The organism is Mariniblastus fucicola (assembly GCF_008087665.1).
Lineage (GTDB): Bacteria > Planctomycetota > Planctomycetia > Pirellulales > Pirellulaceae > Mariniblastus > Mariniblastus fucicola.
In genome coordinates, this window is record NZ_CP042912.1 from 6,249,457 (window position 1) to 6,269,047 (window position 19,591).

Annotated in this window: 17 protein-coding genes; 9 read left to right on the top strand and 8 right to left on the bottom strand. The window is 54.2% G+C overall.

Translation table 11 applies throughout. The annotated features are described in order from the left end of the window. The first annotated feature begins 145 nt into the window (after nucleotides 1–145). The gene (gene carB, locus MFFC18_RS23420; RefSeq protein ID WP_075082725.1) at nucleotides 146–3,397 is read left to right on the top strand and encodes a carbamoyl-phosphate synthase large subunit; all 3,252 of its coding nucleotides are present in this window, start codon (nucleotides 146–148) and stop codon (nucleotides 3,395–3,397) included. Between the two features lie 107 nt (nucleotides 3,398–3,504). On the opposite strand, the gene MFFC18_RS23425 is transcribed toward carB, so the two are convergent. From MFFC18_RS23425 to MFFC18_RS23440, 4 genes are all read right to left on the bottom strand, one after another. Further along, nucleotides 3,505–4,626: a hypothetical protein gene (locus MFFC18_RS23425; protein ID WP_148619084.1), complete on the bottom strand. Its 1,122-nt coding sequence runs from the start codon at nucleotides 4,624–4,626 to the stop codon at nucleotides 3,505–3,507. 254 nt (nucleotides 4,627–4,880) lie between these two features. Next, nucleotides 4,881–5,954: a family 16 glycoside hydrolase gene (locus tag MFFC18_RS23430; protein WP_075082723.1), complete on the bottom strand. Its 1,074-nt coding sequence runs from the start codon at nucleotides 5,952–5,954 to the stop codon at nucleotides 4,881–4,883. A gap of 168 nt (nucleotides 5,955–6,122) precedes the next feature. Next, the gene (locus tag MFFC18_RS23435; protein WP_084416844.1) at nucleotides 6,123–7,154 is read right to left on the bottom strand and encodes a hypothetical protein; all 1,032 of its coding nucleotides are present in this window, start codon (nucleotides 7,152–7,154) and stop codon (nucleotides 6,123–6,125) included. A 69-nt stretch (nucleotides 7,155–7,223) separates the two neighbouring features. Further along, the gene (locus tag MFFC18_RS23440) at nucleotides 7,224–7,484 is read right to left on the bottom strand and encodes a hypothetical protein (protein WP_148619085.1); all 261 of its coding nucleotides are present in this window, start codon (nucleotides 7,482–7,484) and stop codon (nucleotides 7,224–7,226) included. 273 nt (nucleotides 7,485–7,757) lie between these two features. Here MFFC18_RS23440 and MFFC18_RS23445 point away from each other — a divergent pair, with 273 nt between their 5' ends. From MFFC18_RS23445 to MFFC18_RS23480, 8 genes are all read left to right on the top strand, one after another. Beyond that, nucleotides 7,758–8,303 (top strand): RNA polymerase sigma factor, encoded by a 546-nt coding sequence (locus tag MFFC18_RS23445; protein WP_238381181.1) that lies wholly within the window; start codon nucleotides 7,758–7,760, stop codon nucleotides 8,301–8,303. Beyond that, nucleotides 8,300–9,337 (top strand): hypothetical protein, encoded by a 1,038-nt coding sequence (locus tag MFFC18_RS23450; RefSeq protein WP_238381180.1) that lies wholly within the window; start codon nucleotides 8,300–8,302, stop codon nucleotides 9,335–9,337. Before MFFC18_RS23445 ends, MFFC18_RS23450 begins: the two co-directional genes overlap by 4 nt. Beyond that, nucleotides 9,330–10,856 carry a metallophosphoesterase family protein gene (locus MFFC18_RS23455; protein WP_244949102.1) on the top strand — a complete coding sequence of 509 codons (1,527 nt, stop codon included), beginning with the start codon at nucleotides 9,330–9,332 and terminating at the stop codon, nucleotides 10,854–10,856. Before MFFC18_RS23450 ends, MFFC18_RS23455 begins: the two co-directional genes overlap by 8 nt. Further along, complete coding sequence (locus MFFC18_RS23460; protein WP_075082722.1) at nucleotides 10,853–11,593, top strand: hypothetical protein; 741 nt, start codon at nucleotides 10,853–10,855, stop codon at nucleotides 11,591–11,593. The genes MFFC18_RS23455 and MFFC18_RS23460 overlap by 4 nt, the downstream gene beginning before the upstream one ends. Before the next feature lie 56 nt (nucleotides 11,594–11,649). Continuing rightward, a complete protein-coding gene (locus MFFC18_RS23465; protein ID WP_390176058.1) occupies nucleotides 11,650–13,608 on the top strand; it encodes an EF-hand domain-containing protein in 1,959 nt (652 codons plus the stop codon). A 182-nt stretch (nucleotides 13,609–13,790) separates the two neighbouring features. Next, complete coding sequence (locus MFFC18_RS23470) at nucleotides 13,791–14,531, top strand: sulfotransferase domain-containing protein (RefSeq protein WP_075082721.1); 741 nt, start codon at nucleotides 13,791–13,793, stop codon at nucleotides 14,529–14,531. A 71-nt stretch (nucleotides 14,532–14,602) separates the two neighbouring features. Further along, on the top strand, nucleotides 14,603–15,307 hold the full coding sequence (locus tag MFFC18_RS23475; RefSeq protein ID WP_087149598.1) for a YceI family protein: 705 nt from the start codon (nucleotides 14,603–14,605) through the stop codon (nucleotides 15,305–15,307). Nucleotides 15,308–15,325: 18 nt separating this feature from the next. Beyond that, on the top strand, nucleotides 15,326–15,487 hold the full coding sequence (locus MFFC18_RS23480) for a hypothetical protein (RefSeq protein WP_148619086.1): 162 nt from the start codon (nucleotides 15,326–15,328) through the stop codon (nucleotides 15,485–15,487). A gap of 39 nt (nucleotides 15,488–15,526) precedes the next feature. Here the strand turns inward: MFFC18_RS23480 and MFFC18_RS23485 are convergent, their stop codons facing one another. From MFFC18_RS23485 to MFFC18_RS23500, 4 genes are all read right to left on the bottom strand, one after another. Then, on the bottom strand, nucleotides 15,527–16,855 hold the full coding sequence (locus tag MFFC18_RS23485; protein ID WP_075082719.1) for an Nramp family divalent metal transporter: 1,329 nt from the start codon (nucleotides 16,853–16,855) through the stop codon (nucleotides 15,527–15,529). After that, nucleotides 16,848–17,780 (bottom strand): N-acetylglucosamine-6-phosphate deacetylase, encoded by a 933-nt coding sequence (locus MFFC18_RS23490; RefSeq protein WP_075082718.1) that lies wholly within the window; start codon nucleotides 17,778–17,780, stop codon nucleotides 16,848–16,850. The genes MFFC18_RS23485 and MFFC18_RS23490 overlap by 8 nt, the downstream gene beginning before the upstream one ends. 24 nt (nucleotides 17,781–17,804) lie before the next feature. Beyond that, nucleotides 17,805–18,545, bottom strand: a complete 741-nt coding sequence (locus MFFC18_RS23495) for a glucosamine-6-phosphate deaminase (protein ID WP_075082717.1) — start codon at nucleotides 18,543–18,545, stop codon at nucleotides 17,805–17,807. Nucleotides 18,546–18,622: 77 nt separating this feature from the next. Further along, a complete protein-coding gene (locus MFFC18_RS23500) occupies nucleotides 18,623–19,360 on the bottom strand; it encodes a 7-carboxy-7-deazaguanine synthase QueE (RefSeq protein ID WP_075082716.1) in 738 nt (245 codons plus the stop codon). Nucleotides 19,361–19,591: the final 231 nt, after the last annotated feature.

Below are 19,591 nucleotides of genomic sequence, written 5' to 3' on the forward strand. Positions count from 1 at the left end.
CAAACTCGATCCACCCGAAGTTCTCGGCTCAAAATCTGGCTCCGCCCATTGAAGAAAGGCGCTGTCTACTGGTACCCTTGGGAAATTTTATTTTCCCAACGAGAGAGCGAATTATCGCTGCTCAAAGCCCCACGGGACTGCTCGAGTGCCACGTCGCGACGATATCAAAAAGATCCTGCTAATCGGATCCGGGCCAATCATCATTGGCCAAGCCTGTGAATTTGACTATTCGGGAACCCAGGCCTGCAAAGCGCTTCGGGAAGAAGGCTATGAAGTTGTCCTGGTGAATTCCAATCCGGCCACGATCATGACCGATCCGGAAGTCGCCGATCGGACTTACATCGAACCGCTGCAATGGGAGATCATCGAAAAGATCATCGAGAAAGAGCGTCCGTGTGCGCTGCTTCCGACCCTCGGTGGACAGACTTCACTGAACCTGGCTCTTCGACTGCACGAAAACGGCGTGCTCGAAAAGTACAACGTCGAAATGATCGGTGCCAAGGCCGATGTGATCGACAAAGCAGAAAACCGCGACCGGTTCCAGAAAGCAATGCGAGCCTGTGGACTCGACATCTGCCGCGGCGAAACCGTCAAGGATGTCGAACACGCCAAACGCGTCCTCGAAGAAGTCGGCCTTCCCACCCTGATCCGTCCAAGCTTCACGATGGGAGGCAGCGGCAACGCGATCGCCTACAACCGTGACGAGTTCGAAGTTCTTGTCCGCCGTGGCATCGATCTTTCACCGACCAATGAAGTGCTGATCGAAGAATCCATCATCGGCTGGAAAGAGTACGAGATGGAAGTGATGCGTGATTTCGATGACAACGTCGTGATCATTTGCGCGATCGAGAACCTGGACCCGATGGGGATCCACACGGGTGACTCGATTACCGTCGCGCCAGCACAGACGCTGTCGGATAAAGAGTACCAGCGGATGCGTGATGCGTCGGTCGACATCATGCGTGAGATCGGCGTCGAAACGGGCGGTTCCAACGTTCAGTTCGCTGTCGATCCAAAAACCGGGCGGATGATCGTGATCGAAATGAACCCACGTGTCAGTCGCTCAAGTGCACTCGCGTCAAAGGCCACCGGTTTCCCGATCGCCAAGATTGCTGCCAAGCTTGCCGTTGGGTACAGCCTCTGGGAGTTGCCAAACGATATCACGCAGAAAACGAAAGCCTGTTTCGAGCCGACGATCGATTATGTCGTCACCAAAATCCCGCGTTTCACTTTCGAGAAGTTCCCCGAAGCCGATCATACGCTGACGACTCAGATGAAGAGCGTCGGCGAAACGATGGCGATCGGACGGACGTTTAAAGAGTCGTTCCAGAAAGCGCTCCGCGGTCTCGAAACGGGGCACTTTGGATTCGGCTGTGACAAGAAAGATGTCTTCGACACGGAAGACTTTCCGGATCTGGACGAAATCAAGTCGAAGCTGATGGTTCCCAACGCGGAACGTGTTTTCTACATTCGCTACGCTCTCAAACACGGCATGACGGCGGAAGAAGTTTTCGAACTGACGAACATCGACCCGTGGTTCCTGCATCATCTTGTCGGCATCGTGGACATCGAGAACGAACTTCGCGCTTCGTCACTGAGCGAAATTGAACAGCCGTTGATGCGTCGGGCAAAGCAAGCCGGTTTTTGCGATCGCCAGATGTCGCATATTTGGGGCACCAGCGAAATCGCTGTTCGGAATCGCCGTAAAGAGCTTGGCGTTATCCCAACCTACAAATCGGTTGATACGTGTGCGGCCGAGTTCGAAGCCTACACGCCGTACTTCTATTCGACTTACGAACAGGAAAACGAAACGCCTCCCAAGGGCGACAAGAAACGCGTCATCGTGCTCGGCGGCGGTCCCAACCGCATCGGTCAGGGAATTGAGTTCGACTATTGCTGCTGCCACGCAAGTTTTGCGCTTCGCGAGATGGGCATCGAGTCGATCATGGTCAACTCGAATCCGGAAACTGTCAGTACGGACTACGACACCAGCGATTTGCTGTTTTTCGAACCGCTGACGGTCGAAGACGTTCTGAACATTTGCGACGATGTACAACCTGATGGCGTGATCGTTCAGTTCGGTGGCCAGACGCCGCTGAACCTTGCGAGGGCGCTTTCGGATGCCGGCGTGCCGATCATCGGAACCAGCGTCGATACGATCGAAGCCGCAGAGGATCGCGAAAAGTTCCAGAAACTGCTGCATGAGCTGGATCTTAAACAGCCCGCCAACGGCATGGCCAACGACATGCCGAATGCTCGAAAAGTCGTCGCCGAAGTCGGCTATCCGGTTCTGGTCCGTCCCAGCTTTGTGCTTGGCGGTCGCGCGATGGAGATCTGTTACGACAAAGCCCAGTTCGAGCGATTCGTGCTGGAGGCGTTCATCGTTTCTGGCGGACAGCCCGTTCTGATCGACAGCTTCCTCGAAGAGGCCATCGAAGTTGACGTCGACTGTATCGCTGACGGCGACGACGTGATTATCGCAGGGGTCATGGAACATATCGAAGAGGCCGGCGTCCACTCCGGCGATTCCGCGTGCTCGATTCCACCGTATTCGCTGCCCGAGGAAACGATTGCAGAAATTCGCCGTGCCACGATCGCAATGGCCAGGCGACTGAACGTCGTCGGGCTGATGAACGTGCAATTTGCGGTCAAGAAAGACAAGGAATCTGGCCAGAACACGGTCTATGTTCTGGAAGTCAATCCACGCGGAAGCCGTACCGTGCCGTTCGTCGCCAAAGCCACCGGCGTTCCGGTCGCCAACATCGCGGCAAAGGTCATGGCTGGCGAAAAACTGAAGTCGCTCGGAATCACCAAGGACTTGACGCCGCACGATTACAGCGTCAAGGAAAGCGTGTTCCCGTTCCGCAAGTTCGCGGGCGTAGACATCGTGCTGGGACCGGAGATGCGCAGTACCGGGGAAGTGATGGGCGTTAGCAGTCAGTTCCCTGTCGCGTTTGCGAAATCGCAACTGGCTTCTGGTGTCGAGATTCCGGAAGGCGGAACGGTCTTCATTAGCGTCCGCGGGGTACACAAAGAACGTGTCGTCGAAGTCGCCAAAAAGCTTCGCGGGTTGGGCTACAAACTGATCGCGACACCAGGAACGGCTCAACGTCTGCAGGAATCCGGTATCGAAGCAGAGCCGATCAAGAAGCTTCGGGACGGCAGTCCGAACCTGTTGGACCGGATGAAGGATGAAGAAGTGGATTTGATCCTGAATACGCCCAACGGTAAAGGCGCTCGGACCGATGAAGGAATTATCCGCGCGGCGGCCGTTCAACATGGCGTCCCATGCATCACAACGATCCAGGCCGTTGAAGTCCTTGTCGATTCACTGGTCGTGATGCAGAAAGAATCGATGTCTGTCGAGTCGCTGCAGGAACGCTACTCGAAATCGTAGAGCAACTCCCAATCGGATATCCACGATTTCAAGCCAGGAATTCCTGACACGAAAAAAGCCGACCTGTTCCCAGGTCGGCTTTCGTCTTTCAATATCGCAATTGCGTTCTACTGAGTTGCGTAGTAGGCGTGCAGCCAGGCAAGCCGATAGGCCAGCGTCGCGACGACTTCGTTGTCAAAGTCTTCATCAATGATGCTGCCCAGTTCGGCATAGTCTTCTGCACGATCAATGAAGCACTGGCTTCCGCCGTTTTCGATGGCATAGGCGATTTCGTGATCGACAATGCACTCAAGAACTGCGACCAGTTCGTCGATCAGAAGATCTGCTTCGGGAGTATCAACCCATTCGAGATAGCACACTGCGTAGGCCGCTCCGATGAACATCGATCCACCGTATCGCGACAGACGATTTCCGCTCGGTTGCTCCCAAAAGCAGTCGTTCTGCATCCAGTTAACGCAATCAAGTGATCCCTGTGCATAGTATGCTTCGCAATCGGTAAGCGTAGCAACGTACGATTCAAGACTCGCTTCCACGAGCGCCAATTGATCAAAGCAACTCACCGGGGATGGGTCACAGCCATCACCGAAGGAAAGCTGGCCGTCCCCGACGATGCCCGTCGGCGACACTGTTCCCGTCGCCGATCTTTCGATGGCAAACTCAAAACGCGTTACGTTGAGTCCCTCAGTGTTTTGCCAACCAAACGTGGAGGGGACGGCTGCCCCTGCAGCATCGGTTGCGTTGGGCAATGGAATCGAGGCGACAAGTGTCTCACCATCGTATGCGTTGAAGGAAACAGTTGCGTCACTTTCTGTAGACAGGTATTTGAAACAGATACCTTCCAACGGTCCCAACGCGGTCGTATTCGGCGTGAAGACGGCGGGCCGTCCGTCGCCTGCGTCATCGAAAAAGGTGCCGGCAGAAAACGGAGAAGTTTCCGAACGAAAAACGGAAACGGCAGCAGGGTCGTTACCGTCCTGGGAAACCTCTCCCCAAACGAGGGACTGAGGGGAGGGAACCGGGCCAAAAAAGTTGGCAGAAATCTGATTGCCGTCGAAATCTACGAACGATTCGAAGTCATCATCGAGAACGCTACCGCAGACAGCAGCGGCCCATGCATCGCAGTCTGTAAAGGTTTCGCCTTGGGCAAAAATTAATGCCGGGGCAGCGGCGAAAACAGCCATGGCGGTTGCTGCAACCCGAAATGGATTGAGGAAGGTGTGTAAACTCACGTCGCATCTCCTGGATCTTAATAAGAAGGATGGATATCGATGTGAATTCTCATTCGCAAAAAACGCGAATCAAGATACGTTTGGCGTGGAAAACGCCCTGGCAGAATGTCCGACGGTCATTTTGGCCTTAATTCCCTGCAGAATTCGGGTTTCATGGCAAAAAAGTAAATCGCGAAAAAATTCCGGATTCTTCGCACGACGTTCCAAAAACGGCACGAAAATGGATTTAGAAAGCGTGACCAATATCGATCTGACTATTGGCTCACCCGGACCAATGAAAAGTTTCGCACTGTTATTTTCGCCGCTTGCGCGCCAATCACAAAGCCAATGCGATTCTTGTTCCTGACAACATCGGATGCCCAAAAAGTGAACTCATACGTTTCAAATTTGTTCGCCGGGTAAATCTCTTTATAGAATCCGATGCTGTGCCAGTCGTCTTCGTTAATTGATGCCTGGACACCGACCATGGCATCATCATTGTCAGCCTTGATTTCGAAGCTGACCTTGTATTCCGCACCGTCTTCCAGATCCAGGCCCGTCTGGTAAGTCTGCACGTGCCAGTTTGCACCCCCCGCGTGAGTTACGTCGAATACAATCGATTCCCCATCGGCACTGATGGATCCTTTGCCTTTTTCAAACTGCTCGAAAGTCCATGCGTCCACTTCGTTTGTCGGCTTGAGCAGATTTTCCGAAGATCGCTTGATGCGAATGTTGCGATACTCCATTTTGCCTCGGTCGCCTTCGACTCCAATCGGGCCTTCGGCGGGAACTTTGAATTTCTCCTCGAGGACTTCTCCATTGCAAGTGCAACGGGCTGTTTCGCCACTGACAACGACGATCAATTCGTTCCAGTCATTGGGCTTAAACTTCTTGAGATCCTTGTACGGTCCGGTGTTGGGATAGTCCCGACATTGAAGCTGGTGACCGCGGATGAAGACGCCGCTGTCCGCGTTGTTGGCGGCCCGAAACTCCAGACGCAGCTCAAAATCGCCTTTGACGACCGCGTCCGAGTACAACATCTGGACTTTGCGACTTTCAGGCGGAACGGTTACGACCAGAATACTGTCCTGGGCAACGAAACGACCGTCGTCGGACTTCAACTTGCCATCAAAGTTGACTTTCGTTTCAACGATCGGCCAGGCCGGCGCGTTCGGATCGGCCTTCTTCCAGCCGGCGCGACCTTTCTTTTGAGCTTCCGTAGTTGGCAGGTAGCTCCACCCTGTCAGATCCTTGCCATTGAAGAGGCTTTCGTAGCCGTCAGTTTGCGCGGAAGCACAAGCCGTTGAAAACAGCGTCAGAAATACGAACGCCAGTCGAAGTAATTTCACGTGTCATCCCAATTTAAAGTTCTATCCCGGAGTCATCTTAAATCGTGAGAATTCATTTTGCAAAACGACACTATGCGCGTACGGCATGACAAACCGTGAAGTCTGTGAATGACGAACCGAACGGGAAACGCTGGCTTTTGCCGGTCGAACTGGCAGCCGAAAGATCGTTTAGCCCAAACCAACCAGCTGTTCGCCGACATTGTCGATGGCTTCAAGAGCGATTTCCATGTACTCCGGGCTGTCCTCGCGAAGCAACTCTTCGACATGAGTTTTCGGATCGTCCAACCACTTGGTGAACGCCGCTGCAAACAGGTTCACAAACTCATAGTCGCAAACTTGCAGGCTGCGCACGAAACTGCGATTGATCGCCGGGATCAAGTGATCAGAGACCGAACCGAGCGACGACAGCGCCGACAACCCCGCGTAGATCACGTGCTTCATTTTGCTACCGAGCATTTCGCCAGCTGTTTGCAAAGTGCGATCATCCAACTGCCCCAGCCGCGTTAATGCACACATGGCTTTTGCCCGGACGACGTGGTCACGATGTTGAGTAAGAAACCGTAGCTCTTCGACGACTGTCTCGCCAACGTCGACAACCTGCTCGGACGCAGAAATCGCGTTGAGCAATACAGGTTCACTGTCCGATCGCAATTTGTTCGCCAGCGCGGCTTGCGTTTCGGCTATCGCCGTATCATCGTTTTGCAGGTGACGCACGGCAATGATTTGCGTGGAAAGCGACTTGCTATCCGTCATCTCCAACCACTTGCCTTGCGGCTGATCCAATAGCTTCGCGCTGGTCTTCGGCTGAAAGAATGAATCGCCTGTTTTGTTCAGGAACTTGAGCGACTTGAGCATCGTTCGCTTGAGTTCAGGCTCCAGGCCTTCCGACCAAAGCGGCGTTTTTTCGTCGCGAGTCCAGGCAACGATCGCGTTGGCATAGACGACGCCTTGCGAGTCAAGAAACGGTCGCGGGATCATTCGCCATTGAGTCGTGTCCCAGAAACTCGGACTCTGGGAAACGAAATCGAGGTTGCTTTGCAGCACACCCAACCCGGTCGCGATCACCGCCAGATCGACGAACTCGGGAAAGTGAGCGTAGGCGTATTTGTGGGCGTGCAAGAGATCGCTGACAACACCATGGACCAACGCTGCGATAGCGAGATCCGGTTCGGATCGAAGATCGCTCTTGAGCGTGATCACCCGTTCGCTGTCGTTCTTGAATTCATACTCGTTCGGCAGACCGCCGAGACCTTCGCAGGTGCCGCCGCCTCAGCCACCGCCGCCGCATTTTTCCTGCGGCTCGATCGCGACACGGACCTGCAAACCACCCACGCTGTGCGAGAGATGTTTTCCGGCGAACGCAACGATCTCCTCTGGCGTTTTGCCTTGCAGGTCACGCAGCTGATCGGATCGAAGAACCGGCAATCGCATTCGTTCGAAGCCAATCGATTCGGCGATCTCCTGAAGATGAAACTCGAGCCGTGCTTTCTCGTGGTCGCCGAGATTGGGTTTGGGTTTGAAGAAGACCATGTAACTTTCCGAATTGGTGTGAACCGAAGAGGCTTCAAAACTGAACAAAATTCAGGACAAAAGCGACGTCAACTTAGCTGAAACGTGATCAAAACGCAGCGCGAATCCTGACTGTAGATTCGTCATTCGATTTGGCGTATTACCCGGCCTATCGGACCGGCAGCGTGGATTTCAACAGAAAACCATGAATTCTTTGTCCCCAAACGCGTCGTTTATGACAGTAGTGGTGTTCAACAATCGAGTTTCCGAATTCGTTTCCCCAGGGCGTCGTTCGTGGATCAGAAGGCACACAAAGCATTTGAAATTTTGGCTCGCGAGAATTCGCGAATGCTGTTGGTTTATCTGCGAAGTCTCGTTCGCGACGAATCGGCGGTGGACGACCTGTTCCAGGAAGCCATGGTTGTCGCCTGGAAACGGCTCGACGAATGTGACCTCGATAGGCCATTCGGTCCGTGGCTCAGAGGTATTGCGTCGCGACTGGTGCTGGCGCACTATCGAAAGCAAAAGTCTTTACCCGTCGTCGTGCAAGAAGCCGTACTCAATGTCGTTGATCGACATTTCAGGAACATCAATCTGTTGGCAGGCGATACATGGGACGACAAGGTGGCGGCGTTGCGTGAGTGCATTGATGCGTTGCCCGAAAAGCACAAAGTCACGATCAGAGGAAAGTATTTTGAAGGCCTGTCGGTAGCTGGCGTCGCGGAACGGTTCGATGTGACGATCGAAGCTTGCAAGAAGCGTATGCAGCGAGGTCGTACGATGCTGGCAGCGTGCCTGAAATCGAAAGGCGTGCTTTCAGCATCGGAGGCAGAACTGTGAGCGATCCGGCAAACAATCGGGTTAATGACCTGCTTTCCGCCTGGCACGACGGCCCGGCAAACGCCACGGAGTTTGGCGACAAACGGCTGCTTGATGAAGCAAGCCAATCCGTTGCTGATTCGCTGTTGGTCCATGGTCTACTGATGGATGCCGGCCGACGAGAAGCCGACCGTGCTGAAGATCGCGTTGGTTCTGTGATGAGCCACATCGATTCCGGGTTCGCCAGTGAGGCTTCTCATCCGATCCTTGCCAACACTCGACAGCCACGACGTCGCCAGTTTGCGATCCTGACATGGTCCGTGGCGATCGCGACCGTGGTGATGCTGATGTTTGTCTTTTCCAGCCCCGACCAGAGCGTTTCATCTGCGATGGAGTCGCTTGAGAAAATCGTCGAAGCCGCCTCCAAGAAAATCGACCGGACGTACTCGGTTCGCCTGGTCGAGGAATACGCCCGTGGTCAACGACCTGGCAACCTTCCTGCGGATCTCCGATCCCGAAAAGCGAAAGACCAGATCGACGGGGCGACGCTATACGTTCGCGGCGCCAATCAATACGTGATGACGACCATGTTGGATTCAGGAGAAAAGCGAACCATCGGTTGCGACGGATCGCAGAGTTGGGCGATGCGAGAAAACGGCCCAGTTCATGTCAGCTCTGACATCGAACGGTTTCGAGGCGGATTGCCTGGAGGGCAGCAGGACATACCGTTCCTGAACCTTCAGAATCATCTGTCGCAATTGCAAACTGGCTATGAAATTGAAATGGGTAAGCAACAGGAAACCGTAGCCGGCGTCGTCCTTTCCCAACTGATTGGAGCCCGTAAGTCTCGTGACGTTCGCGGCCCCAAGCAGATTGAAATCTGGTTCGACTCAAGCACTGGAACCGTGCATCAAATGTTGCTTGACGGACTTCCGCGAGGCCGCGGTGGCCCCAAGAGCGTCATGCTGGAACTGACAGACCTGTCCCGGCTGCCCGATGGCTTCTTTTCTCATACTTCCCATCATGAACCCGGTCGGAGAATCAAGAGTGACTAGAGCCAGTTCCAAAACTCGCAGGCGAACGCTTCGACTTTGCAGGTGCAGCTATGTCATCGCAATACTGTTGGCGATCGTGGCATCAGATGTTGCGGCAGCCCAAAACAGACGTGGCGAACGCGACAATCGCGGCAATCGCGGCGGCAGTCGCCTTGGCGGCTACAAAACGCCTCCGCCGGCCAACAAAGTTCCGCACCACCCATTCAATGTTCTGGTCGGCAGGCTCACCGGAGAAAGCGCGACGATTCGCGTGCTGTTCCATCACGACACAGAAGTCCATTTGCGCTATGGCGAGCAGTCCGGACAGTACTCCAACGAGACGAAAGTTCACCGATTGAGCAAAGGCGAACCATTCGATTTCGTTGTCGGTTCGCTCAAAAAGAACACTCGCTATTTTTATCAAATTGCGTATCTGTTGGATGGCAAAACGTTGGAGAGTGACGAATTCAAATTTCATACGCAGCGTTCGGCCGACAGTCCTTTCGTATTCACCGTTCAAGCCGATTCCCATTTGGACGAAAATACCAGCGGCGACGTTTATCTGCGGACACTCGGTAATGCTCTCAGCGATCAGCCGGACTTCCACTTTGCTCTCGGCGATACGTTTATGACCGGGAAGTACGTCCAGCCGGAACTTTCCGAACCGCAATATCTTGCTCAACGATACTACCTCGGGCAGCTTTGCCATTCGGCCGGTTTGTATTTTGCACTCGGAAACCATGACGGCGAATCTGGTAACCGCGGATCAAATGTATGGGCCACAAGCACACGCAAGAAGTACATCCCCAACCCGTTTCCCAACGACTTCTATTCGGGCAACGAACGGAGCGAAAAGAATGTCGGCTTGCCAGAGAACTACTACCAGTTCGAATGGGGAAACTGCCAGTTCATCGTGCTCGATCCGTTTCGACACACCACCATTCGGCGACGCGGCGGATCGACCGACAACTGGAACTGGACGCTCGGTGAAGATCAGTATCGCTGGCTGAAGCGTTCATTGGAAACGAGCGATGCGGATCTGAGATTCGTTTTCCTGCACCACCTGGTCGGAGGCAGCGAACGCAACCAGCGCGGCGGCGCCGAAGCGGCAGCGTTTTGGGAGTGGGGAGGACAGGGTGAATCGGGCGAAGATGATTTTTCCAAACAACGTCCAAACTGGGCCAAACCGATCCATCAATTGTTGGTGGACCATGGAGTCGATGTCGTCTTCCATGGACACGATCACATGTTCATCAAACAGGATCTCGACGGGATCGTTTACCAGCTGGTTCCGCAACCAGGCCATCCTCGTTCTGGCACCAGAAGCGCTAAAGAGTACGGCTATCTCAGCGGTGACATTCAGGGCAGCAGCGGCCACATCAGGGTACGAGTCAAAGATGGCTCCGCTCGCGTCGACTACGTTCGGGCCTATTTGCCAGCGGCAGAACGCGGAAGCCGTCGTAACGGCGACACAAGCTATTCCTACATGCTGTCCACGAAGTCTTCATCAGGAAAACCATCAACCGAGCCCAAACAATGATTAGAAAATACAATCTGTTTTCCGTCGCTATCGCGATCACCATCCTCGCGATCTCTGCGGCCTCACCGGCCCTCTCGCAGCAAACTCAAACGAATCACGCAAACCAGCCGACGCACAAGCCCCGCATCAGCGACACGATCATGGCGAACGTCTATGCAGACAATTCGTTCAAGCTGTACATCAATGGGGAGCTGGTCGCAGTGGACTCGATCGCGTTCATTCCGCACAACGTCGTGTCAGTAGACATTTTGCCTGCGTATCCGATGACGATCGCTGTCATGGGTATCGACAACGCTGATCCTGAAACGGGAATGGAGTACGCCAATACGAATATTGGCGACGGTGGTTTCATTCTGAAGCTGGGTGACGGCACGGTCACCAATGCGACGTGGAAAGCGAAGAAGTTTTCTTGGGGACCGGTTGATGGCGACACCAGGAATCCCAAAGTCGAGAGCATTCCAGTGCCCGAGAACTGGTACGCGACTGACTACGACGACAGCCAGTGGCCTAACGCGAAAGAGTTTACTGAACAGGAGGTTGGACCAAAGGCTCCCTTTTTCGAACATGACTTCGAGGGTGCAACATTTATCTGGTCGGACGATGTGAAGCTCGACAATCTCGTGCTCTTTCGAACGGTCGTCAAGTCTCCACCTGACGGCAAAGTCCGCTCTGATTTTCGCGGCCTAACCGATGTGGTTCCGCAAAAACCGGAGGGACGTGGGCGGCGAAAGCGGTAGTCATTGCGATTCTATCAACTCAACAGGCAACTTAACTTGAACCAAAAGATGATCCCATGAAGTCAACTTCAACGAATCGCCATCAAGGATCGACTGCCGGTCGACCGGTGAACCAACAAAGTCGCCCGGAGTCGTGCAGCATGCCCCGGAGCGAACCATTTCACATCGCCTCCAGTTCCGCAGCGCTACCTCACGGTATTCCGCAGCGGAAACGGCAAGACCGCGACGCAGTTTGTGTATCGCGATTTGATGTCAATGGATCGACTCTCTGTGCGATTCCGGGCCACCTTGTTGATCGCCTTTTCAAGCTGGCATTTCCCGTCATGGTCTTGCTGGTCGTGTTCCTGATTTCGTCGAAGTTCGCGAGCGCTCACGAAGGTCATTCGCATACTCCTTCTGTAAGGATGCAGGAAAAAATCGTCGAGCTCAACACGCAGTCTTCCAGCCTCCGGTTCGCCGCTTTCCAAAGGAAAGAATCAACAGCCCAACCGGAGCTTGCAAAACTGTTCGAGCCGTTCGCGGAGAAGGTCGACGTTCGATTTGATCGCGACAATTTGTATGTAGAATCCAACGGCATGCCGGATCATCCCATGATGGTCGGCATCACCGCTTGGCAGCAGCAAGTTCCGTTGCCACAGAACTACACAGGTGAAAACGCCTGGCGAATTCCTCTGAATCCGGTTCCCGCAAAGAATCCGATGTCAGCAAAGTCGCATTTTTTTCGTGGAGCCATTGCGTTGGCTGCCAACGGCGTTCCGATTTTCAATCCGATCAAGAACGACGGCAAGACCGACACGCTGCTTGCCGGTGAACTCGATCAATGGGGAGGCCACTGCGGACGTGCCGACGACTACCACTACCATATCGCCCCAGTGCATCTTGAGAAAATTGTTGGCGAAGGCAACCCTGTCGCCGTGGCACTCGATGGTTATCCGATATACGGCTACAACGATCCAAATGGCAAACCGCCGACGAATCTTGACTGGCTCAACGGTCACGAAGGTCCAGACGGAAATTACCACTACCACGCCACGAAAACGTATCCCTACCTCAACGGCGGATTCTACGGAGAAGTCACCGAACGCGAAGGCCAAGTCGACCCTCAACCACGAACAGCAGGAGTCCGGCCGGCGCTTCGCGGGCTCAGAGGCGCAAGAATCAATGGCTACGAAAACCCGGAACCCGGTCGTCACATCGTACGATACGAAGTCAACGGCGAAGAACATTCGATTGACTACACCGTTGAAGAAAACGGATCGGCAACGTTCAAGTTCATTTCCCCCAACAGCACGACGACGGAAACCTATGAACCGCGGCAACGGGAGAATCGCCGTGGTGAAAGGAACAGTGATCGGGGCGCAAATTCGCCTGCGAACGAACCACGTGGCGAGCGAGGTCCTCGCAGAAACGGTCGAGGCAACGAAGGCGATTCGCTCGTGCGAGCTCTCGATTCCGATCGAAGCGGGGCGATCGAAGCAGACGAAATCGAAAAAGCTGCTTTGGCGTTGCAGTCAATGGACCGCAACGGCGATGGAGAGATCAGTCGCGAGGAATTGCGTGGCGACGACGAAAGAGGCGAGAGACGCAGTCGACAACGTGGCGATGGTCAAGGCAGTCAACGCGATCGCGGGCGAGCAAACGGTTCACGCGGTCCTCGGCCTGACGACGGACCACGCCAACCGTGGATTTTGGTGCACGCTGGAGAGATCGACCTCAATGCGGACAACGTCATTGCTCGCGATGAAATCGTCGGTGAAGCCACGAAAGCTTTCGCCAGCTTCGATGTCAACAACGATGGCCAACTGAACACTGAGGAGCTTGGCATTCGCGGCGGATCAAAATCGGCAATGGCTGGCTTTTTGAAAGGACATTCAAAAGAGATCGACCGCGATGGAAACGGCGTCCTTAGCAAAGCCGAAGTCATCAACAATGCCGAGAGAATGTTCAACAAAATGGACCGGGACAGTGACGACCAGATATCCGCAAGCGAAATGGAGGCTGCCAAACGTCGCTGACCGAACGCGCTTCCCCAAGCCGCGAACTTGCGAGCATTCATCCGCCGCAGCCACGACAGTGTAAATTCGCGTCGTGGCGACCGATGATCTTGCAAACTTCCGACGCCGCGTAAAAGATAGCCTTGGCGAAGGCAACGATTGCTCATGCCTTTTGCCTTTGCATTACAGCACGAGTTTGCACCATGTTTTCAAACACTCCCTTCCTCCAATCGCCCAAACTGATCTTTCACGGCACGTACCACAAAATGGGTACGGTTTGGATGATGCGAGTGCTGGAGAAAGTCGCCGCTCACTGGAAACTTTGCTTGCAAAAATCCAACGAACACGGCGACTCATTGAACGCCGGCACGGATATCCTGTTCGCCAACCATTCGCATCTGGATCTGCAGCAGCTGGGTGACTTCGCGGGCTCGCACATGATCCGCGACCCACGGGACTGCGTCGTGTCGGGATACTTCTATCACCTGTGGACCGAGGAAGCGTGGGCTCGTCAGCCACAGCCCCGTTTCGACGGTCGTTCCTACCAGCAACACCTCCAAAGCCTGAATCAATCCGATGGTTTGGCGGAAGAGATCAGGCAGTTTTGCCGCTACGCCAAAACCTATTCGTTGCGTGAATGGGACTATGACGACGAACGAATTTTCGAAATCAAATATGAAGATCTGCTAGCCGATGAGCAGGCTGTTTTCACGAAGCTGTTCGAGCATTACGGATTCTCTGAGCGTGCGGTGCAGAAAGCCATTAAACTCGCGGAACAATGCAGTTTTGAGAAAGTCTCTGGGCGAGTCGTTGGACAATCGGACGCGAAAAGCCATCTCCGCAGCGGACGTCCCGGACAGTGGAAAGATGTACTTTCGGAGCGACATCTTGAACTGATCGAAGACTCGTTTGGAGACTTGATCCGGCAGATGGGCTACATTTGACGTCGCCTTCGCGGTTCCCGCAGGCTGTAAAGAACAAACATGGATTACAAACAGAACAGACTGGAAGAATCATGAAATCACGAATTCAACTCGCGTGGACGATTGCTGCACTTGTATCAATCTCATTCGCATCAGGACAGACGTTGGCTCAAGAAGCTGCGACGCCGGTGGCCGTTGAGTCGGTCGTTCTGCTGTCGCCCGAAAACTCAAACATCAGCTTCGTAGGAATTCACGTTGGCGACGATCCCAAGCCACGACTCGGGGGGTTTGCAAACTTTCATGGCTACGTGAAAGTCGATCCGGCAGCCAAGTCGGTAACGGGAATGTACGTCGACATCCACATCGATTCCGTGTGGACCGAGTTTGCGAAACTGACCGGGCACTTGAAGAACGCTGACTTTTTCGAAGTCGAAAAGTTTCCCACATCCAGCTTCATCAGCACCAAAATTGAAGCGACCGAAGCGGGCAAGTGCACCGTGACCGGCGATCTGACGTTGCATGGCGAGACGAAGTCCATCTCCTTTCCAGCGACCTACAAATTCGAAAATGGTGGACTGATTTTCGCCAGCGAGTTCGAGCTTGATCGTTCCATGTTCGGCATGGATAAAATGCTCAGTGGCGTTGCGCCAATGGTTTCTCTAAAGTTCGAAGTCGGAACAAAGACGTCTCCCAAAGCAGAACAGGACGGTCACGGCGGCGGCAAGAAAAAGCAGTCCAACAACGCGACCGAGTTGAAGACTCAGAAGGTTTCGCTCAAGCTGCCGAACATGACTTGAAGCGGCTGTGAAGCTTCCGTGCGAAGCGATTTGAAGGCCGAAGGTATCGCCAAAATCGAAACGGATCTCGATGAGAACACTTGTGTGTTCGAAATCGCGGCTGATGCGGATCCGAAGGCAATGCTCGACAGGCTGGCCGAATCCAACAGCAAGATCAAGGACTGGAGCTTTATCGAATGAAATCGCCGTAGCCACAATCGGCACCAATGTGGCACGGGCTTAGCTGAGCGTCAGATAGATTCTCACCAGCGTGCGAAACGCCAGAACAATAACCACAGCGGCACCAACCCAATTGATCCACGTGAGAGTGCGAGGAACTGTTGGGCCGCCGGCTGTGGTTTTTGTATTGCCAAGGTAAATGAGGCTGGCGATCAGAATCGGGCCGCCCAACACGGTCATTGCCTGAGCAAAAATAATGAGCGGAACGCGGCCTTCCGACGTCGTTCCAAGGGCCACGACCATTCCGATCAGCAGCGCTGCGACGGTGAAGGATTTTGTCCAAACCGAGTCCAGCGAGGCGTCCTTTCCGATGCCGTCGGCCAACAACGTTCCGCCCAGAACCGAATTCACCAGAAACGAACTGCTCGCGCCGGCCAACAATCCAATTGCGAACAACCATTTGGCTCCGGATCCAAACAGCGGTTCCAGCTGAAGCGCCACATCGGCGGCGGATTTCAGTTCGCCTGGCTCGACTTGTCCTTTTAAAACCGTAGCGGACGTCAGCATGATCATCATCGCGACGCCAATCAGCACTGACGTTCCGGCGACCGAATCCAGAAATCCGTTCTGCAAATCTGACGTGCCCCAGCCTTTTTCGCGTACAAGGTAAGCCTGATAGAACGCGCCGGCGATCGAAAACGTGGTGGCCAACAATCCTTGAATCGTCAGCCAGGGATCGAAGAGTACTTTCTTGCCGTCGACTGAATTCTCAACGTCAACGCTCGGAAGAAAGTTGGAACCCAAACCTTCTGGCAACGTCGGAACCAGCCCGGAGATTGCTTCCGAGATCGAAGGTTGTGCCATGACAAGGTTGGCGACAAACCCCAACAACATCAAACCCATCATGAGCATCATGATTTGCTCAATGCGTTGATAGAGTCTCTTCATGCCGAACAGGCAAACACAGATCACACCGTTGAGCGCGACCAGAATGCCCAGCCGAGCCGTATCACTGAGCGGAGTCAAAGCTTCGATTCCGGCCAGCACGCCCAGGTTGTTGCCGAACTGAAAACAGGCCGCAATCAGAAAGACGGTCACGCCAGTCAACATCGCGACCGGGCGTCCCAGGCGATTCCCAAGTTCCGTCAGCGGCGATTCCTTGAGCCCGACACCGATGCGTGCTGCGGCGGCGATCGCGGCCAACATCAGGATTCCGGCGACGACCAAAACCCAAGCCATCGAGAACCCGAATTGACATCCGATTTTTGAGTTCGTCAAAATGCTGCCCGGCCCAAGTACGATGCAGGCGACGATAATCGCCGGGCCAATTTTCTGCTTGAGTTTCTGGAACATGGAACCTGCGTGCTGATTCAAGGTGGGCTCATTCATTGGACGCTCCTCGTGTCGGAAACCCGATCAGTTTTCGCGAATTGGCGCTCGTTAGCTGAAGGATCTGCGACTCGCTGAGTCCAAGTTTCGATCGCAAGTTTGAAACCGCTGCGGGCATCGTAATCGCCGACCCCACCAAGTGCTCCCGATCGGCCGTCCACGTCGCCAACGACTCGTCGACATAAACTTTCTGGTCGCCCAACTGAAACGTCCCGCTGCCATTTCCAGCTGCCGAAATCGCGTCGGTGACAACGTAAGCCCGATCCAGTCCAGCGATCGCGAGAAAGTTTTTTAGTACGTGGCAAGGAACGTGAACGCCATCAGCGATCAGCCCGATTGCGATTCGGTCGGAAATCGAAAGGGCTCGCTGGATAATGTTGTCGTGACGATCGAGCTTCTTGGGACACGCATTCCCGAGATGTGTGAATGCAGAGAGCCCCGCGTCGACTCCGGCGAGCAACTGCTCCAGCGACGCATCGGTGTGACCGGCCGACACCACGATGCCTTGAGCCGCCAGAAACCGGGTCAGTTTTTGATTCGAATCGTTTTCGGGCGCGAGAGTGACGAACTTCACCAATCCATCCGCCGCATCCAACATGCTCTGCATCGAATCCACACACGCCGGCAGAACGTGCTGCGCCGGATGCGCCCCAACAAATCCGGGCTCGACGGAGATAAATGGCCCTTCGACATGAATGCCAGCGATCGTTTCGGCGACCAAAGAATCTGTTTCGCGAATGGAGGCAATGTTGGCCAGCCGTTGTTTCATCTTTTCAAGATCGTCCGTGATCACAGTGGCGAGAATGTGATCGACACCGTCCGAACGCAGATTTTGACAAGCCAGTTTCACGGACGCGGGGTCCAACTGATCGGCATTGAAGTCGACGCCGAAGCAACCGTTTACCTGTAAGTCAAAATATCCCATGAGTGCTTTCTGCAGCGAACAGGCCTATTGATTTCGATCTGCCAATCGGCTTGCTGCGGCCTGATCGAGGAACAGATTGACGTCGGGATGAGTCTGCAGAATTGACGCGGGAACCGAAGGCGAAACGTCACCTTCCACCGACTGCTGGACGGCTTGCGATTTTCGCTCATCGGGCACCGTGCAAACAATGTGCTTCGACTTGAGAATCTGCTTGACCGACATGCTGATCGCACGTGCAGGCACGGAATCCAGATCGGGAAACCAGCCTTCTCCCATTTGCTGTTCCCGACATGCCTGATCCAGATCGACGATCAAATACGGAGATTCGGTTTCGAAGTCGGCGGGCGGATCGTTGAACGCAAGATGCCCGTTCTCGCCGATTCCGATGAACGCGACGTCGACCTGTGAATCCGAAATGATTTCGTTCAGCCGTTTGCATTCGGCTTCCGGATCCGATTCCCCACTGACGTAGTGGAATTTTTTCAGTGGAACCTTGTCCACGAAACGTTCTTTGAGGTACTTGCGGAACGACGCCGGATGCTGGTCGTCGATGCCAAGATACTCGTCCAGGTGAAAGCCAGTCACTCGCGACCAATCGATCTCAGGTTGCTCGACCAGTGCCGACAACATTTCGAATTGCGAGCTGCCAGTGGCCACGATGATCGTCGCGTCGCCTGTTTTCAAAGCCTCTCGCAAAAGCTGAGCTCCCTGTTCGGCTGCTGCTTTGCCGGACTCTTCTTTCGCGTCGTGAACATTGATTTTCATGCATCGGCACCTTGATATTTGTTAGCTATTGACGGTAATCACCGGCCAGAGAAAGTCTATCAACCAGCGTGGCGTTTCTAGGTCGCTCGCTTGTTGCCGTACCAGAAAATGTGCTGACGCGGACAGAAACTGAATCCACGATCATTGCAAAGCGGTTCCAGCCATTGGGCGCGATCGGCAAGCGTAGCGGCATCGATTCCTTCCGGCATTAGCAGCACCTTTGTGCGATCGATTTCGCCGACTTCAGCAAGGAACGATTCGATTTCTAAAACGTCGGTTTCGCAGGCGACAACAAATTTTAACTGATAGTCATGCCTGGCGACCAGTGACGCAACGACATCAGGACGATAGCGAGTGGCTTCATGTTTTGCCGCCCACTGCCCTGCCCTTTGCTCGGTCGGTTTTGAGTTGGAAAGCTTGGGGCTGATCGACATCAAATCACAATCGACCATTCGATCCAACGTACCCGCGGTTTCGATCGTGATGTGGAACGTGGCGTCAGCCAACGCCGCGCAAAGCGACTCAATCTCTTTCGCCAACATCGGTTCGCCGCCGGTAAGCACAACGTGAGCCGCCGGGCCATCAAACTGGTCTTCGATTCCCGATCGCGAGGGCAAGGGACCAGATGCAGCCTGAGCAACCGAATCAACGACTTCCGAAACTGACTGTTGCGTTCCTTCGGGCTTCCACGAGGTGAACGGAGTGTCGCAAAAATCGCAACGCAAATTACAGCCACTGGTGCGCACAAACACACTCGGCGTGCCTGTCAAACGCCCCTCGCCTTGGCGGGAAAGATAGATTTCCGAAATCAGCATCTGGGCTGGGCTCAGTAATTGGGTAAGTTATCGTTTCGTTTATGAAATCATAACCCGAAGCGTAGCAGGAATTTGCATGAATGTCCGCTTGGGTTGACCATCTATCGTTTAACGGCAAGCCGTAGGCGACGGGGCGAATATGATTGCGGCACCGTCGCCTACGGCTTGCCGTTAAACAACCAGGATGGCTCATGCAAAAACTGCCAAGCGACGTGCAGTTCGGCGCCTGCA

Bases quoted from the DNA above. Each gene is read 5' to 3' on its own strand.
- MFFC18_RS23440 (WP_148619085.1), bottom strand. From the start codon at position 7,484: ATGGTCTTCTTCAAACCCAAACCCAATCTCGGCGACCACGAGAAAGCA.
- MFFC18_RS23500 (WP_075082716.1), bottom strand. From the start codon at position 19,360: ATGCTGATTTCGGAAATCTATCTTTCCCGCCAAGGCGAGGGGCGTTTG.
- MFFC18_RS23490 (WP_075082718.1), bottom strand. From the start codon at position 17,780: ATGGGATATTTTGACTTACAGGTAAACGGTTGCTTCGGCGTCGACTTC.
- MFFC18_RS23495 (WP_075082717.1), bottom strand. From the start codon at position 18,545: ATGAAAATCAATGTTCACGACGCGAAAGAAGAGTCCGGCAAAGCAGCA.
- MFFC18_RS23485 (WP_075082719.1), bottom strand. From the start codon at position 16,855: ATGAATGAGCCCACCTTGAATCAGCACGCAGGTTCCATGTTCCAGAAA.
- MFFC18_RS23475 (WP_087149598.1), top strand. From the start codon at position 14,603: ATGAAATCACGAATTCAACTCGCGTGGACGATTGCTGCACTTGTATCA.
- MFFC18_RS23465 (WP_390176058.1), top strand. From the start codon at position 11,650: ATGAAGTCAACTTCAACGAATCGCCATCAAGGATCGACTGCCGGTCGA.
- MFFC18_RS23470 (WP_075082721.1), top strand. From the start codon at position 13,791: ATGTTTTCAAACACTCCCTTCCTCCAATCGCCCAAACTGATCTTTCAC.
- MFFC18_RS23460 (WP_075082722.1), top strand. From the start codon at position 10,853: ATGATTAGAAAATACAATCTGTTTTCCGTCGCTATCGCGATCACCATC.